Raw genomic sequence first — 16,672 nt, 5'->3', positions numbered from 1 at the left:
TTTTGAACTGCACACATGGTCAAACTTACCGCCGCTGCCACTAAATCCATTCCGCGCATTATTATTTTTGCGCTGACTTTGGTTTATGGTTTTGCTGGCCTCTTCTTTCGGGATCCCTGGAAAAACGAAGATGCTATTGGCTTTGGTGGCATGTGGACACTCTTTCGCGGCGACTCTATCGACTGGATAGTCCCGCATTTAGCTGGTCGCGACATCTCACTTGGTACACCACTGCCCTACTGGATTGGGGCAACCCTCATTAAATGGTTTGGTCCGCTCATTGGCGCTGCTAATGCTGCTCGTTTGTATTCCGCAATCTGCTTCTTTGCTGCTGCATTAGCTATTTGGTATGCAACCTATTTATTAGGTCGTCGTCGTGAAGTGCAACCAATGGCGCTAGCTGTTGGCGGTCAGCCAGATTTGAAGAGCTACGGCATGACCTTGGCCGATGGCGCTCTACTCATCTTCTTAGCTTGCGTAGGTCTAGCTCAGCGTGCCCACGAGACAACGCCAATGATGGCGCAACTGATGGGTATCAGTATTGTTCTTTATGGGACTGTGCGTGGCTTAGATAAACCATGGCAAGGTGGTTTATGGACTGGTCTTGGTATTGCCATCGTCGCACTATCAAGCAACCTTACCTTGAGCTTAATCATTGTTAGCTCAACTATTATTGCGGTCATTGCTAGCAATGCAAAGTTGCGCTTTCGCTGGACACTTACTAGCACTGTCTTAGGTTTAATTGGTTTTGCAATTTGGCCTTTGGTTTGGTACTTAAGTGATCTTTCACCACAGTGGCGACATATTGCTGAAGAAGGTTGGCGCAACATGCCAGAAATGCGCGCTACTCCATCTATCGAATCTCTAGGATTCTTAAGCGTGAACTTCTGGGCTTACGCTTGGCCTGTCTGGCCACTTGCAATCGTTTCACTTGCTCACTGGGGTCGCACTAAAGAAGCCGGTGCCTGGCGCGCTCCACACCTCGCCATCCCATTGAGTTTATTTATTGGTAGCTTGATTTATGTTCTATTCCGCCTAGAGGCGAATGAGCATGACTTGATGATCTTAATTCCGAGTCTTTCTATCATTGCTGCATTTAGCCTACCCGTTCTGAAGCGTAGCGTGATTAGCTTTATTGATTGGTTTGCGATGTTTAGCTTTACGCTCATCGCTCTAGCCATCTGGATTATTTGGTTGGCAAAAGTCACTGGGTATCCAGAATCTACTGCGGCAAATATTGCGCGCCTACTACCGGGATTTGAGAGTCAATTTAATGTTCTGGCATTCATTGTGGCGCTCGTTATTACAGGCGTCTGGCTTGTAGTTGTTCGCTGGAGAACTTCTCGCGCTCCAAAAGAAATTTGGCGCTGCCTCATTATCTCAGCATCAGGCACAACACTCATGTGGGTCTTATTAATGACTCTCTGGCTACCCACCATTAACTATGCTAAAACCTATCGTCATGTTTCTGCGCGTTTAGTGCAAATGGTTCCTTCAGGGGGCGGCTGCGTTGATACCAGCAATCTCGGTTTTGCTCAGCTAGCCTCTTTTGAATACTTCTCCAAACTAAACCTGCGCGATGATCCGAATTGCCCTTGGATGCTAACCCACAGCCAATCCGAGGCAAAAGCCTACGCTCAATTGAACAATAAGAAGCTCACTCTACTATGGGAAGATCGTCGTGCCGCTGACCGCGACGAGCGCTTGCGTCTTTACGAAGTTATCCCAGAATAAATCGTGCTGCATTTTAAGTTATCGCGCCTGCGCGAGGATATCCCCTCCTTACTAAAACTGGCTGGACCATTACTTATTGGGCAACTAGCAGTTATTGCTTTTGGCGTTCTAGATACGGCAATGACAGCGCGCTACTCAGCTGATGACTTAGCAGCACTCGCAATGGCTTCGGCCATCTTCATTAGTATTTATGTTGGCTTAACGGGTGTGATTTCTGCACTTGCACCAATTGCAGGTCAACTATTCGGCGCTAAACGGTTTTCAGAAATCGGCGAAGAGGTTCGTCAAGCAACCTGGCTCGCTTTAGGGCTGAGCGTTTTAGGTTGCTTCATTTTGCTCAATGCAGATCATTTACTTGCTATCTCGCAGATGAATGCTGCCATTGAAGGCAAGGCAAAGCTATATCTCAATATCTTGGCAATCGGCTTACCTGCCAGCATGGGAATGCGCGTCCTGATGGCGCTTCACAATGCAGTGTCTCGCCCTACCGTGATTACAGTAGTGCAAATCATCGGCCTAGCACTTAAATTACCCCTCAATCTGCTCTTTATTTATGGCGGCTTAGGTATTGAGGGCATGGGTGGTCCTGGTTGCGCAGTTGCCACTGTAATCATCAATTGGTCATGGCTACTCATGACTTTAGGCTTTGTATTGTTTGACCGCTTTTACAAGCCATTTAAGATCTTTACGCGCTTTAGCTTGCCTAACTGGCACCGTATCTGGACTTTACTGAAACTCGGTGCGCCCATTGGCTTTAGCTACTTAATTGAGGTGACTTCATTCACCTTCATGTCTCTATTTATCGCTCGCCTTGGAACTACCGCATTGGCTGGTCATCAAATTGTGGCGAATATGGGGACCGTTATTTATATGGTGCCACTTTCCCTCTCGATTGCAACGATGACGCTAGTATCTCAATCCATTGGCGCCAATAAACCTGAGCGCGCTGAAGAGATCGGCTGGTCTTCCGTCTTCTTCACAACTGCACTATGCATCAGCATTGGCATTGCCGTTTGGATCTTAAGAGTTCAACTGCTCGATTTATATGATCCGCCGGCAGAAGTGAAAGCATTCTCCATCCCCCTCTTCCTGTTTATTGCGTTTTATCAAGTGTTTGATGCACTACAAATTACTGCGGCATTTATTTTGCGAGCTTACCGAATTGCTTTTTGGCCTATGGTCATCTACGCAGGCTCACTTTGGGGCGTCGGCCTTGGTGGTGGCTACCTCATGGGCTTTAATGTCTTAGGTAATACGCCTGAGTTCTTGCAAGGTGCTAATGGCTTCTGGGCGGGGAATAGCCTAAGCTTAGCTTTGGCTGCATGCTTTTTACTCTACCTGTTTAGAAGAACGGCGGAGCGCTATGAAAAAACGCATCCGCCGGTAGAGGTTTAATAAAAGGCTTACGCCTTTTACGTTTCTGCTCTGTTACTTATAAACCTTTAAAGTAGAAGCATCATCATCTAAACGTCTCTTTAGATTACGCTGCTGCCCTGGAGATCCAGGGTTATTGGTAATAAAGTTTTGATCAGCCAAATGCTTGCGGACATCTTCCGCCAAATCCAAAGAAGCTAACTTCATTAGCTTTGCGTTACTTGGTTTGTGACCAGTATCTCTGCCGTCGATCTGAACGTCCTTGCCTTCTCCTGAAGCGACAAATGAGGCAACGATTTGGGAGGTCTTGGTGTCAACAATATTGAAGTCCACTGTTACTTCAAGTGTTACCTGTTGTGAGGTAGATTTTGTACCCGGGATATCTGCCACATTATCTGTGCTGGAAATTTCAGCTAATACGCCATACAGCACATAGTCCGCATCACCAAAATCACCTGCCTTAATACGTTTAACGATATCAAAGAACTCGTCCCCTTGATTGGGCGTAGCTACCGTAGCCTTAGCTTGCACTACTTTATAGCCAGACTTAATTAACAAACCACGAATAGGGTTAGCCAAGTAACGCAATTCGCCATACTCACTATTGCTTTGATAGCCAGACTTCTTCATGCTTTGGGTGCTTGCACTCGATGAGCTTGAGCCTGGTGTCGCAGCATCGACCACTGGGGCTGGAGGTGCACCTGTGCCAGGACTTGTAGACTTTGGATCAGACAGGTCTGTGAACTTCACTGGAAACGCAGATGAATTTACGCCGCCCGTAATAGCAGAGGCATTTGCTTTATCGGCATCTACTTCAATTGTCTTTGGCACAATAGTTGAGGAGATGCTATTACCGGTAGTTGTTCTGGTTTCTTCAATAAAGGTTAAGTTCTTGCCTTCTCTTTTGAAGTAGATATCCGTCACAGCAATAGATTTCGAATCAGCTTTAAGAGCCTCGGCATTAATGACTGGATTCTTAGGTGGATCAGCGGGCCTTTGACCAATGATCGCCGATTCCGCACTTGGAGCAGGCGGCTTAGTAGCGCAGCCAGCCAAGAAGACTAGGCCAACACTTGCACAAGCCAATAAGGTACTTTTATTTAATAACATTCAATCCTCTACTGTATTGTGTGATGCATTAGCGCGTTGCAGTCTTACGAATCTCTTTTTCATCAGCCCACTCAAGCAGACCAGATTCGTTATTAATGAGATTCAGATTAAAGACGTAATAAACATCTTTTACATCCTTCGTATTCTTCACAATAGAAGCAATCGATCCCTCAATACGGTATTGAGCGCCTTGCATATTGCCAGTTTTGGCAATTGTGCTGTTCTTATAAAGGCCTGACTGATTCTGGCGCTTTAGCTCTTCTGTTTGATTTTGCATTTCAGAGACACTAACGGCAAAACGTACTTGACCACTCTTCATCAATTGCGTGCGGATCTTATCGGTAATCACGCGCGTATCAATATATTCAGAAGTCTTATTCTTCACGTCTGCCAAGGTCACAATTGGAGCATCCTTGCTTCCAGAGATTGCTTTGGACTGTAGCAATGATCTTGTCATTGCCTCGGCAATCATCTGCAGATCAGTAGATCCATAATTTGCATTGACTGTCTCAACAGCTTTGGCATCGCCGTAACGCACTTGTGGTCCTGAGCAAGCAGCTAGAGCAGCTACAGATAAAACAATGGCGGATAAATGGATAGTTTTGGTATTCATAGTCATTTTCAATCAGTCCTAATATCTTCAATAAGGTGTTTTATTTGTATTGGTTTAACTCAAAACGAAAGTCAGTAGCATCTGGCGTTGGGGCTATACCCATAATAACGGTCGTCTGACCTTTGCCAACTGTCACAGGTTTCCATGCTTCTTCATCCGTCACTGCCATACCGTTTTTACCAAGCCATTTGAAGCGATAAGAAACGAGATTGGATTTACTCTCATTCAAAATCGTCACTTGTGCAGTTAATACGCCATTGCGCACCAGACTTCGCATATCGGTAATTTGAATGCTATCCGTGTCACCCATTCGTACTGTCATATCCTTCATGGATGGTGTTGAGCTACAAGCCGCTAGTGCAAGTGCAATCAGAAGAATGGCAAGGTACTTATTCATCGAGGTCTTTCCTAATTAAAAAGCTGCTGAAAGCTGTTTAGCAGATTGGGTGGCTCATACGGCCTCACCCCTTCTATATTACTGCTTGCGGGGGTCTCAGAAGGAGCGGGAGCCGAGGTGGGATTGGGGTTTGATGCTGGTGCTGGAGTTGGCGTCGACGGCTGAGCTACAGCAGGCGAAGAAACAGTTGCTTTACTTACGGTAGGCGCCGGCAACTCTGGTGCTGACTCCTCAGGTTTTGGGTCCTGAAAGCCACCCAGCAACTTTTTGAATCCAGCAAAGGTACCTTCGGGTGGATTAGATTCTATTAATGCAGGCATAGGAGCGGTGGTAGCAACAACTGAGGTTGTAACTGGAAGTGGAGTAGCAGTGTTTATGACGGCAGCAGGATCAGTTGGTTTGGGTGGCAGAGCTGCGGGATCATTTGAGGTGAGCACTGTAGCTTTATTTCTGAACATCCGAATGTAGACCACGTTATACCCACCAACCAAATTGACTGTTTGTGACGCTGTTACACCAGATGGCAAAGTGTATTTAAGAACGGTGGGGCCAATTGGCAATCCCATTCTGGCCATATACGTTTGAGCTGGTAATGTTGACCAGTGGCGCACATCGGTCACATTGATGGCTTGCAAACCATATCCTGTGATCATTCCGGCAATAGCCCCAATAAGAGCGGCAGTGCCATTGTTTTGGTTATTCTGATTGCGCTGATTGGCGGCTTGTTGAGCGGCACGATCTGCTGCATATTGCGCAGTCAGTGATACTAACGCTCTTGAAGAAGCTCTTAAGACATAAGCCGGCATCTCATCACGTAAGTTCTTGCGAGCCATGGCATCAATATTCGCAACCAACTCAGGGTTAGCTACCCTATCACCTAACTGAATCAATGAAGGTCTAAAACGCTCAGTAGATTTTTCAATCACAGGGAAAGTTAAGGTGATGAGCTTTGAATTGCCACCGATATTAAATGTTTGGCTAATTTGATAAGGAATAATTTTAGGCATATACCCTGTATCAATCACGATCAAGGTATCAGCAAAAGATTTTTTACTGCGATTAGCAATATTTGAATCTAACTTAGCAATACTGGTTTTAAAGAAATTAACTTGTGGGCGCAACTCAATTGCAAGGCGATATCCTGGAGCAGCCAAACTAGCTTCACCTTGTGACTCATGAATAAAGCCTGACAAGTAATACGCTGCTGGATTTTGATAAGAGTTCTTGAGGCTACGCGTTTCTTCATCATCCAATAAATTAATTGGATAGCCGCTGATGTTTTCAATGCGACTGGTAGCGGCTTGAGTATTTGGATTGGCTTGTTGATCACGCTCTACTTTAGATACTGCAGTGACCTTGCTTTGAATAAGCTCTTCAATCACCTTCTCGCGCTGAGCCATCTTTTTCGCCTCTACCATGGCGTCATCCCAACGACCTTGTGAGAGATGATTTAAAGCTAAGGTCTGACTTAACAAAGTCACTTCATAAGGCTTGGGGTCGTACTCACTACTAAAACCTTCAGACAAAACATAGGAGCTAGCCCCTGAAAAAGAGCGTCTCAATTTGTCACTAGTCGTTAGCTCCCAACGACTTACCAATTGGTCGGCTGCCAATAGGTTTTGTGTGCTACTTGGGATCTGAGAAGGACCCTGTAAGCGCTGCACCTCACCCATCTCCATATAGTAGAGGGTATTTTTATCTTTGAATGCACTCTGAATGACAGCCGCAGTGTTCTGCAAGTCTCCGTTTTTGAACGGCTCCTTAGATTCATTCATCTTCAATTGCTGAGTCTGCGTTGCGCAGCCAACCAAGAAAGTGACTGTCAGCGCGATACCGAATTTAGAAAAGTCTAATGCTGAAAATTTAAGCAAATTGATAGGTTGGTGAATAGAGTAGAAAAACGATAATGCCTTTATTAAACTGTCATCCATTTAACGCCTGAAAACAGCTTGAAGCTGACATAAAAAGAGCTTATTACTCTAATTTTGCGCCAGATTGCTGCACTACCCTACCCCATTTAGCGGCTTCCGAAGCAATTAGCCTGGAAAGGTCCTTGGAGCTGCCAGGCGCTGGGTCTAGGCCACCAGCTAAAAGACGGGATTTAACCTCGGAATTACTCAAGGTATGACGCACCATTTGATTGAGTTGCTTTTGAATATGTGGAGGCAAATTCGCTGGTGCCATCAAAGAAAACCAGGAAACCGCTTCAAACCCGGTCAATCCCTGCTCAGCCAGAGTAGGAATTTCTGGGGCAGCATGAGAACGCTTGAGCGTGGTTACTCCTAGAGCCTGCACTTCCCCGGCCTTAATCAGAGTCAAAGAGGATGAAAGGTTGTCAAATAGCATAGAGATACGGCCGCTTAATAAATCTGGCAATGATTGGGCGCGACCCTTATAAGGAATGTGACGAATTTGAACGCCAGCCATTTCTTTAAATAACTCACCTGACATATGTAGTGAAGTGCCGACACCTGATGAACCAAAAGTCAATTGATCTGGCTTTGCTTTTGCCAACTCAATTAACTCATGAAGATTATTCACGCCTAATTTTTTATTTACAACAAGTACGTTGGGTGTACTAGCCAAAAAACTAATCGGTGTGAAATCTTTTACGGGATCATAAGAAAGCTTTTCATAAAGAGCGCCATTAATCGCATGAATACCAACAGTACCGATGAGCAAGGTATATCCATCGGGCTCACTCTTCGCAACTAGGTCAGCACCAATATTGCCGCCATAACCAGGTTTGTTTTCAACTAGCACTGGAACCCCTAAGCTTTGCTGCCAATTTTCAGCGAGTACGCGGGCCAAGATATCTGGTGCGCCGCCTGGAGTAAAGGTGACAATAATCCGAATTGATTGCTTAGGCCAAGCAGACTTTACTGCTGATTTAGATTGCCCATGAGCACTGACAGTCAATAGCAACGCTAGACAGAAAAGTAAGGCATGCTTAAAAGACTTATGAAAACGCATATTCGATGACTGTAGAACTAGACCGGGGTCTAAGTTAAAAGCCGAGGCGAGTGCGAAGCCACAGCCAACCCTCGTACTTCACGGGATCATCGGCGCAAGGGCCAATACCGCATTCCAGCAAAGTGGAAACAAGATTTCCGAATACCAACAAAATGAAAAGAATAACTAAAGTATTTGCGAACCAAGAACGTGAACGCACATCGCGATTAGGCAACATTAACAACACTGCCAAACCTAGCAATAAACCGGTGTAGCCAACATAAGCCCAAGTATAGAAATGCAATTCTAAAAAGGTTTTACCGAAGCCTTGATCGCCCGGCAAAATATGTAAGAATACCTGGCGCAATGAAACCATCATCCCCACTAGGCCACCAATAATGCCCCAGCCGTAATGAGAAGAATGCGCACCACAACGAATATTTAAGACCAATGCAAAACCAATAACCACAAATCCAATACGTTGCATTAAGCATAGTGGGCAAGGCAACTCACCAAAATAGATTTGATCTACAAATGCATAGGCCAGCATGCCAACAACAGCTAGCAGCGCAAGTTGATTACCCAACGCGGCTAATGAAGGAAAAGAATGTCTGCTCATAATGAATTACAGACTAATGTTGAGATGGCTACTTGCATGAAAACGGAACCAAACCAACAGGATTCCAATAGTAATTGCCAAAAGTATTAGGCCTGCAAGGCGTTTCTCAAACCAGACCAATACAAGTCCGATAAAAGCTGTCAGGAAAGGCAGGAACATATACATAGAGGAATTCTAGCGCAGGAGGGTCTACATATGGATAAAAACTCTATTACAGGGCTTGGGAAATGGTCTTTTCTCGATTTAAGAGACTTGCCTTTGATTAGAATAAGCCTATGACTGTCAACTCCACCCCACCCTGCTTGGATTTACATATCGACGGAAAAATTGCGCGAGTTATCTTTAATAATCCCGCAGCCCGTAATGCCCTTACTTGGCCCATGTATGAAGAGCTAAAACAGATTTGCGACTCACTGGCAAAAAACACCGATATTCGCGTAGTTATTTTTCGGGGAGCGGGAGACAAAGCATTTGTTTCGGGAAGCGATATTCAACAGTTTGTTGATCTCAAAGAGAATGAGGCTTATGAGGTAGCTGTCGATCACATCTTTGCCTCTTTACAACAACTACCTATGCCAACGATTGCCATGATTGAAGGATTGGCAGTGGGTAGCGGACTTTTAATGGCAACCGCTTGTGACTTTCGAATTTCTACACCCGAAGCGCGTTTTGGTATACCAGTAGCCAAGACCTTGGGTAACTGTCTATCACCAAGCAATCTGTCCTGGCTCGCTACTCACCTTGGCGTACCTACCGTGAAGAAAATGCTAATGACTGCAGAACTGATTAAGGCGCCAGAATTATTGGAGTCAGGTTTTCTGTATCAAACAATAGATGCATCAGAAATAGATGCGGCAACAACTGCGCTGGCACAAAAACTGGCATCGCTTGCGCCGATCACGCAAAAGGCAAGCAAGATGGCATTGGCGCGTCTACTCCAAAGCAATCTGCCTGATTGCACAGACCTTATGCGTGAAACCTACAACAGCAAAGACTTCAGAGAGGGAGTAAACGCCTTCTTAGAGGGTCGCCCACCCCAGTGGATTGGTAAGTAAGATCTAAAGAGCTGCTGACTTAGCTCTTAGAGTTTAAAAACTCCACTACGATTTTCACAAACTGATCCGGTACCTCAACATGAGGTACGTGACCGACATTCTCAATTGGCACTAGTTTTGCATTTGGAATAGCTGCCTGCGCTTTTTTTCCTAACTCCGGAAAGTTACCCAAAGACTTAACAGCTTCTGGCGGTGCAAAGCGACGTCCAAATACGGTGCGATCCTTTTGGCCAATAACCAACAACACCGGCATCTTCAGTTGCGGCAAGTCATTCACCACTGGTTTTTCTGCAATCATCTGATAGGTCAACACAGAAGTCTTTGCATAAGCTGGATAATCTGGGCCTTTTTGTACTCGTACATATACCTCTACAAATTTTTCGTAACTAGGCTGCCAAACTGGAAAATAGGTTTGCAGAAAACGACGGTAGCTAGTTTCTGTTTGCGCCATTTCTAACTTAAGAAGATCTTCATTCTTCTGTGGAGGAATATCTTTGCTGTAATCCTCAAGGCCCAGCGGATTCTCTAGGACCAACTTTTGCACTGTTTGAGGATATAGACGTGCAAAACGAACGCCAACCATTCCACCCATTGAGTTAGCGATGACTGAAACTCGCTGGATATTGAGAGACTTTAATAGAGCCTGAGTATTGGCAGCTAAATCATCGAAGTGGTAAGCCACATCAGGCTTGGAGGACTTGCCAAAGCCAATCTGATCTGGCGCAATTACCCGGTAACCCGCTTTAGATAGCCCAGCAATTGTCGGTGCCCAATAGTCGCTAGAAAAGTTCTTGCCATGGAACAAAACTACCACGCCCTTTTGCTTGCCCAAACCAGCAACATCCATATACATCATGCTAGCTGGCTGCCCTTGCAGCGAAGTCTTAAATTCTTTTACGGGGTAAGGGTATGGCCACTTACTTAAGCGCAAATCTAAAGGGGCTGCATCAGCATAGAGGCTAGCTGGAGGAGTAGGTTTGCTGGCTTGCTCATTATGGGCGCAAGAAATAAGAAGTAGAGACAGTGCGCCCGCTAAAAATACGAACCCTATTTTCTTAAGCAAAATATTCATCTAGCAAACCTCTTATTTATTTAGATAACTTTTGTCTTTAAATTAGGTAAGCCTGCAACACTACCTTCGAGCACATCACCTTTTTTCACAGGACCAACCCCTGCTGGCGTGCCCGAGAAAATGAGGTCTCCTGGCTCCAAAGTAAATAGAGTGGAAAGATAAGCAATCGTATCGGGTACGTTCCAGATCAGTTGGTTGAGATCGCCTTCTTGACGAACTTCGCCATTCACTAATAGTTTGACTAAACCTTTAGCTGGATGCCCACACTGGCTAGCTGGAGTAATCTCACCACAAGGCGCAGACTGATCGAACGCCTTACCGGTGTCCCATGGACGACCCATCTTCTTTGCCTCGCCTTGAAGATCGCGCCTAGTCATATCCAAACCAACGCCATAACCATATACATGCTCAAGTGCTTTATCAGCGGAGATATTCGCACCACCCTTGCCAATCGCTACAACCATTTCAATTTCGTGATGAACATCATTTGATAGCGCGGGATAAGCCATATCTTTACCATCAGTCACAATGGAATTAGCGGGCTTCATAAAAAAGAATGGCGGCTCACGATCGGGATCATGACCCATCTCACGAGCGTGATCAGCATAGTTACGGCCAACACAATAAATGCGATTGACTGCAAAGCGACGAGTATCACCCGTAACTGGCAAGGAAACTACTGCTGGGGGATCAATCACAAATGCTGAGCACATAAAAACCTTTCTATGAATTTTGCTAAATGAGTGTTTTATTTCTGATGAGTAGAAGTATGGCGCAATTTCAATAACAAGATACTGAGAGCCAAGGCAAAGGTCAATGCATTTGCCATGATCAGGGGCCACTTCTCAATAATGAGACCATAGATGAGCCACAAGCCCACGCCAACTGTAAACAAGGAATACATCCCTAGCGAAATACCCGAAAGATCCTTAGTACGCCAAGAGCGAATCGCCTGAGGCAGAAAGGCAATCGTGGTTAAGAATGCAGCGCAATAACCAATAATCTCAATTTGATGGGGCTCTAGGGTCATTTAGGCATTGTAATTAGGGAAATTTGCAAATCATTGACGCAGCGCATGAATTTGATATGCGTTCATAATGGAAAATCCTAACTCAACCCAACATTAAAAATACAAAATGAGACAACAAATTATTAATGGCCTAGGCCTACTCCTGTGCAGCAGCCTGATCAGCAGCCCACTCCTTGCTCAAAGCAATAGCGCGGCAATCAAAAACTATCCTGAAAAGCCTATTAAGTTGGTTATCCCCTATCCACCAGGAGGGGCAACTGACGTCATTGGCCGCATCATGGCACAAGAATTGTCCAAGTCACTTAACCAGCAAGTGATTCCAGACAATCGCGCAGGCGATAGCGGCAATATTGGAGCTGATATGGTGGCTAAGTCACCCGCGGATGGCTACACCCTTCTGATGGGCGCCCTCACATCGCACTCCATCAATGCCAATTTAGATAAAGACAAAATCAAATACAACTTGGAAAAGGATTTCACACCCGTGGATGTGGTGGGTGTGGTGCCGCTCGTATTTGTAGTGAACCCTTCGGTACCAGTTAAGAATATGAAAGAGTTCATTGCCTATGCAAAAGCGAATCCAGGTAAACTTACCTTTGCTTCATCTGGTGCTGGCGCCCCACAACGCCTTGCAATGGAAATGTTTCGCAATCAGCTTGGTTTAGATTTATTGCATGTACCTTACAAGGGTAGCGGCCCTGCGATGACCGACCTAGTTGGTGGACAAGTACTGACAATGTCTGAGACCGTACCGGCAGCCTTGCAATTTATTCAGTCTGGCCAACTAAGAGCCTTAGCGGTAACAACCTCTAAACGGATTAGCCAATTACCAGATGTGCCAACAATCACCGAAGCTACTGGCTTACCTAATTTCGATGTAGTCAGTATGTTTGGAATTTTGGCACCAGCGGGAACCCCTAAGCCGATTATTGATAAGCTCAGCGAAGACATTAAAGTGATCCTACAGCGCCCTGAAGTTCAAGAGCGTATGTTAGCTGCTGGCGTGTATGTGAATTACTTATCACCCGCCGACTCTGCGAAACGCATTCACAGAGAATTAGCAATGTGGGCAAAAGTAGTGAAAGATGCCAACATCAAAGCCGACTGATGCTGTTCGAATCCACCAACACTCTACTAAGAGTGTTGGTGATTAATTAATGCTTTTTTGTACCGGCTTTACGCGCTTCAACTTCTTTATTGATAGCGGCAATTGTTTTAGCGTCAGGTGATTTCCAATTGCCACCTGAGTTATTCACCATATAGACCAAAGCATCCGCAAAGCCTTGAATGCTGAGATTAGGATTGCCGCCTTTAGGAGGCATGGATCGAACGCCATAGTAGGCATGAGCAGTGAGCTCTACTTGCCCCTCGGCAATTAAAGGCGCCCACTTAGCCTTGTCACCAAATTTAGGGGCATTCAAAACGCCCGTACCGTGGCAATTAGCGCAGACTTGTTTATAAGTGCTCTCGCCAGATTGCGCGTTAGCAATTTGTGAAAACGTAGCGCCAAATAAACAAGACAAGATAAAGATAAAGGACTTTAAGCGCATCAGGGCACCCTCTTAGTAAATGGATGACTAAGAATGTATCTCAAATTGCAGAGATCTGCCTACACCCAATAAAACAATCAGGCTAGGCCGAGGGCGCTAGCAATCTGATAGGTGATAAATGCAGCAATATAGGCCAATCCAAAAAGATAGCTCAACATAATGACGGGAATCTTCCAACCCCCCGTCTCTCGCTTGACTGCTGCAATTGTAGATAGGCATTGAGGGGCAAATACAAACCAAGCCAATAAAGAAAGTGCAGTAGCAAGGGACCAGCCGCTAGAAATCAAGGGAATCAAAGCATCTGCAGCGTCCGCACTTGAGCTGGACAATGCGTATACCGTTGCCAAAGAGCTCACCACAACCTCACGCGCTGCCATACCAGGAACCAGGGCAATACTGATTTGCCAGTTAAACCCAATTGGCGAGAACACATAAGCTAAGGCTTGGCCTAACATCCCAGCAAAGCTGTATTGAATAGGTGACCCTGTTGCACCTTCTGGAGGCAATGGGAAACTAGACAGCACCCACAAACCAATTGTCATTACCAAAATAATGCCGCCGACTCGACGTAAGAATATTTCTGCGCGTTGCCATAAGCTGATCGCCAAGTTACTTAAGCGTGGCATGTGATAGCCAGGTAACTCCATCATCAGTGCGTTCATCTTAAATTGCTCACTCGTAAAGCGCTTCAGAATCCAGGCAACTGCCATCGCGCCCAAGATTCCAGCAAGGTAGAGCAAAAACAAAACTAAGCCTTGCAAATCAATGCCGGCCCAGAGCTTTTGCTCTGGAATAAACGCTGAGATTAGTAAGGCATATACCGGTAAACGTGCAGAACACGTCATCATCGGCGCAATCAGAATAGTCACCATACGATCACGCGAATTCGAGATGCTTCTCGTGGCCATGATTCCGGGGATTGCACAAGCAAAGCTAGAAAGCAGCGGAATAAAAGATCTACCGGAAAGACCAACCGATCCCATCACCCTATCCAAGAGATACGCGGCTCTTGGAAGATAGCCAGATTCTTCAAGCAACAGAATAAAGAAGAACAAAATCAGAATCTGCGGCAAGAAGATCACCACGCCACCTAAGCCAGCCAAAATTCCGTTGATCAATAAACTACGCAACCAACCATTGGGTAGTAACTCAGCAATATGGCCACCAAGGTATTCAACTGCATCCTTAATGAGATCCATCGGCACAGTTGCCCAACTAAAAACCGCCTGGAAAATGCAAAAGAGTAAGACCACCAAAATAATGGGGCCAAGAACTGGGTGAAGCAATACTGCATCTAGGCGATCACTTAACTGATCGGGAATGATGCGATCTAACTTCAGGTTTTGCAGAATTTTTTGTACTTGAACATTGTCTGATTCGGTATGCGCAATATGAGAAGCTACATTCTCCAAAGTAGCGTCACTTGTTCCAGTGCGCAAACTATCTAAGTTGCGCCAGTCTAGATTGGACAGAAACTGTTTAATCTCATCAGCACCATTGGATTGAATGCCAATACTGGTGAGCACAGGCAGGCCCAGCTCATTTGATAGCGCAGCAGTATCTATTTGCAAGCCTTGACGCTTGGCGATATCGAGCATGTTGAGCACTACGACACAAGGCAAGCCAAGGCGCTTTGCAGCTAACACCAAGCGTAAGTTACGACGTAAATTAATTGCGCTTAATACGCAGATCACCAAATCAGGACGCTTCTCACCTTCCGCCCTACCAAGTAATACATTGCAAGTTACCCGCTCATCAAGTGATCTTGGATAAAGGCTATATGCACCCGGCAAATCGAGAACACGAATATTTTTTTCTGAGTCTAGTGTCAGACGTCCTTCTTTACGCTCAACAGTAACGCCAGAATAATTAGCCACCTTTTGGCGACTACCAGTCAATAAATTAAATAGCGCTGTTTTGCCACAATTGGGATTGCCCAAAAGCGCTACGAGTGGCTCACTAGGAAAAAAGTGGACTTTGGATTCAGACATGCTGCAAAGATTCGACCAAAATCATGCGTGCTTCCGATTGGCGTAAGGCAAAAGTTGAAGCGCCTACGCGAACCATATACGGACCCTTACCAAGCAAACCTTTACGCAATACAGTGACTTGCTCACCAGGTAAAAAGCCAATATCTTCCAATTGCCCTTTAATTTGGGGCGCACCTTTGGGCACGTCCACCTCAGTAACGCGATAAAGACTGCCTAAGTCGACTTGGTCTAAATTCATTAAATATGCTTTTTAGCTTGTTTAAAGCCCATTATAGCGACAAATGAGAATGAATATCATTCGTTTAAAGGGCTGACTATCTGGCAATAATGCCTCTTTTGAGGCGCCTAAGGCTTGATCCAGAACAAATGGTGGGGGGATTAATACGCCCTTCAGTGGCTAAGGTGTGCTGTAACCATATTTTTGCAAGATGACTTTTGCTTTAGGTCCCTGCATAAAACGGTACAGGTCCTGCGCCTCTTGAGGTGCGCCTTTTATCAGCACCATACGCTGCTTAATAGGCTCATACATTTTTGTATCTACCGCAACATAACTCGTTTGCCTTAGAAGCTCCGGCGACTTTGCTAATGAAAATGCAGTAAAGCCAAGATCAGCGGCCCCACTAGCTACATACGTAGTGGCGGATCCAATATTGTCGGCATAAACAAGCTTGTCTTTTGCAAGATCCCACAGACCTTCTGCTTTTAAATACTGAACAGCTGCTCTGCCGTAGGGTGCAATTTCAGGCTTAGCAATCGCTACCTTATTGGCCTTACTGATTGCCTTGGCAATGTCTGACTTACTATCCGACAAATAAATGCCAGACGATGTTTTGGTGATGATGACTAACTTACCAATGGCGTAAATCGAACCATCATCCACTGTCTTGCCATTTTTGAAGAGCTCAAGTGGAAACTGCTCATCAGCCGCAATAAATAAGCCGAAAGGTGCTCCATTCATAATTTGCGCAGCGAAATTACCGGATGAGCCATAAACCACTCTCATCTCAGGCTTACCAGTAGATTTAAATTCAGCGGCAATCTCCGCAAAAGCATCTTTCATGTTGGCCGCAACAGCAATAGTGGCAACCTGTGCGAATACACTACCGGTAAGGGCAAAAGATACAGCGAGGAAGATAAAGATCCGCTTGGTCATGTCGAATCCATTCTAGTGGATT

18 protein-coding genes are annotated in these 16,672 nt (G+C 45.4%); 4 read left to right on the top strand and 14 right to left on the bottom strand.

Annotated features, from left to right (window positions below; translation table 11 throughout):
• Positions 1-15: 15 nt before the first annotated feature.
• Complete coding sequence (locus JaK3_RS04165) at positions 16-1,734, top strand: ArnT family glycosyltransferase (protein WP_068321057.1); 1,719 nt, start codon at positions 16-18, stop codon at positions 1,732-1,734.
• Between the two features lie 3 nt (positions 1,735-1,737).
• On the top strand, positions 1,738-3,129 hold the full coding sequence (locus tag JaK3_RS04160; RefSeq protein WP_068321054.1) for an MATE family efflux transporter: 1,392 nt from the start codon (positions 1,738-1,740) through the stop codon (positions 3,127-3,129).
• Positions 3,130-3,162: 33 nt separating this feature from the next.
• On the opposite strand, the gene JaK3_RS04155 is transcribed toward JaK3_RS04160, so the two are convergent.
• From JaK3_RS04155 to JaK3_RS10840, 7 genes are all read right to left on the bottom strand, one after another.
• The gene (locus JaK3_RS04155) at positions 3,163-4,218 is read right to left on the bottom strand and encodes a hypothetical protein (protein ID WP_068321052.1); all 1,056 of its coding nucleotides are present in this window, start codon (positions 4,216-4,218) and stop codon (positions 3,163-3,165) included.
• 28 nt (positions 4,219-4,246) lie between these two features.
• Complete coding sequence (gene lpoB / locus JaK3_RS04150; RefSeq protein WP_068321042.1) at positions 4,247-4,837, bottom strand: penicillin-binding protein activator LpoB; 591 nt, start codon at positions 4,835-4,837, stop codon at positions 4,247-4,249.
• A 34-nt stretch (positions 4,838-4,871) separates the two neighbouring features.
• A complete protein-coding gene (locus JaK3_RS04145; RefSeq protein ID WP_068321038.1) occupies positions 4,872-5,228 on the bottom strand; it encodes a YcfL family putative periplasmic lipoprotein in 357 nt (118 codons plus the stop codon).
• 11 nt (positions 5,229-5,239) lie between these two features.
• Positions 5,240-7,099: a COG3014 family protein gene (locus JaK3_RS04140; protein ID WP_240480882.1), complete on the bottom strand. Its 1,860-nt coding sequence runs from the start codon at positions 7,097-7,099 to the stop codon at positions 5,240-5,242.
• 103 nt (positions 7,100-7,202) lie between these two features.
• Complete coding sequence (locus JaK3_RS04135) at positions 7,203-8,201, bottom strand: Bug family tripartite tricarboxylate transporter substrate binding protein (protein WP_068321034.1); 999 nt, start codon at positions 8,199-8,201, stop codon at positions 7,203-7,205.
• A gap of 34 nt (positions 8,202-8,235) precedes the next feature.
• A complete protein-coding gene (locus JaK3_RS04130) occupies positions 8,236-8,799 on the bottom strand; it encodes a disulfide bond formation protein B (protein WP_082786365.1) in 564 nt (187 codons plus the stop codon).
• A 6-nt stretch (positions 8,800-8,805) separates the two neighbouring features.
• The gene (locus JaK3_RS10840) at positions 8,806-8,958 is read right to left on the bottom strand and encodes a DUF5993 family protein (RefSeq protein WP_240480881.1); all 153 of its coding nucleotides are present in this window, start codon (positions 8,956-8,958) and stop codon (positions 8,806-8,808) included.
• Between the two features lie 116 nt (positions 8,959-9,074).
• Between JaK3_RS10840 and JaK3_RS04125 the strand changes: the two genes are divergently transcribed.
• Complete coding sequence (locus JaK3_RS04125) at positions 9,075-9,854, top strand: enoyl-CoA hydratase/isomerase family protein (protein WP_068321032.1); 780 nt, start codon at positions 9,075-9,077, stop codon at positions 9,852-9,854.
• A gap of 19 nt (positions 9,855-9,873) precedes the next feature.
• Here JaK3_RS04125 and JaK3_RS04120 read toward each other — a convergent pair whose 3' ends face one another.
• Genes JaK3_RS04120 through JaK3_RS04110 form a run of 3 tightly spaced genes read right to left on the bottom strand, consistent with a single transcriptional unit; the run spans position 9,874 to position 11,956 of the window.
• Positions 9,874-10,926, bottom strand: coding sequence for an alpha/beta fold hydrolase (locus tag JaK3_RS04120; protein WP_082786364.1), 1,053 nt, complete (start codon positions 10,924-10,926; stop codon positions 9,874-9,876).
• Between the two features lie 20 nt (positions 10,927-10,946).
• On the bottom strand, positions 10,947-11,639 hold the full coding sequence (locus JaK3_RS04115; RefSeq protein ID WP_068321029.1) for a fumarylacetoacetate hydrolase family protein: 693 nt from the start codon (positions 11,637-11,639) through the stop codon (positions 10,947-10,949).
• A gap of 35 nt (positions 11,640-11,674) precedes the next feature.
• Positions 11,675-11,956: a SemiSWEET transporter gene (locus tag JaK3_RS04110; protein ID WP_068321027.1), complete on the bottom strand. Its 282-nt coding sequence runs from the start codon at positions 11,954-11,956 to the stop codon at positions 11,675-11,677.
• 106 nt (positions 11,957-12,062) lie between these two features.
• Between JaK3_RS04110 and JaK3_RS04105 the strand changes: the two genes are divergently transcribed.
• Complete coding sequence (locus JaK3_RS04105; protein WP_068321025.1) at positions 12,063-13,064, top strand: Bug family tripartite tricarboxylate transporter substrate binding protein; 1,002 nt, start codon at positions 12,063-12,065, stop codon at positions 13,062-13,064.
• Between the two features lie 46 nt (positions 13,065-13,110).
• Here JaK3_RS04105 and JaK3_RS04100 read toward each other — a convergent pair whose 3' ends face one another.
• The 4 genes from JaK3_RS04100 to modA form a co-directional block, all read right to left on the bottom strand.
• Positions 13,111-13,506 carry a c-type cytochrome gene (locus JaK3_RS04100; RefSeq protein ID WP_068321024.1) on the bottom strand — a complete coding sequence of 132 codons (396 nt, stop codon included), beginning with the start codon at positions 13,504-13,506 and terminating at the stop codon, positions 13,111-13,113.
• A 77-nt stretch (positions 13,507-13,583) separates the two neighbouring features.
• Entirely contained in the window at positions 13,584-15,497 is a 1,914-nt protein-coding gene (gene feoB, locus JaK3_RS04095) for a ferrous iron transport protein B (protein ID WP_068321022.1), read from the bottom strand.
• Entirely contained in the window at positions 15,490-15,735 is a 246-nt protein-coding gene (locus JaK3_RS04090; protein WP_068321020.1) for a FeoA family protein, read from the bottom strand. The genes feoB and JaK3_RS04090 overlap by 8 nt, the downstream gene beginning before the upstream one ends.
• 159 nt (positions 15,736-15,894) lie before the next feature.
• Entirely contained in the window at positions 15,895-16,650 is a 756-nt protein-coding gene (gene modA / locus JaK3_RS04085; RefSeq protein ID WP_068321018.1) for a molybdate ABC transporter substrate-binding protein, read from the bottom strand.
• Positions 16,651-16,672: the final 22 nt, after the last annotated feature.

Source organism: Polynucleobacter yangtzensis (genome assembly GCF_001595965.1).
GTDB lineage: Bacteria > Pseudomonadota > Gammaproteobacteria > Burkholderiales > Burkholderiaceae > Polynucleobacter > Polynucleobacter yangtzensis.
Note: the sequence above shows the minus strand (reverse complement) of the source record. Positions and strands in the feature narration are given on the sequence as shown.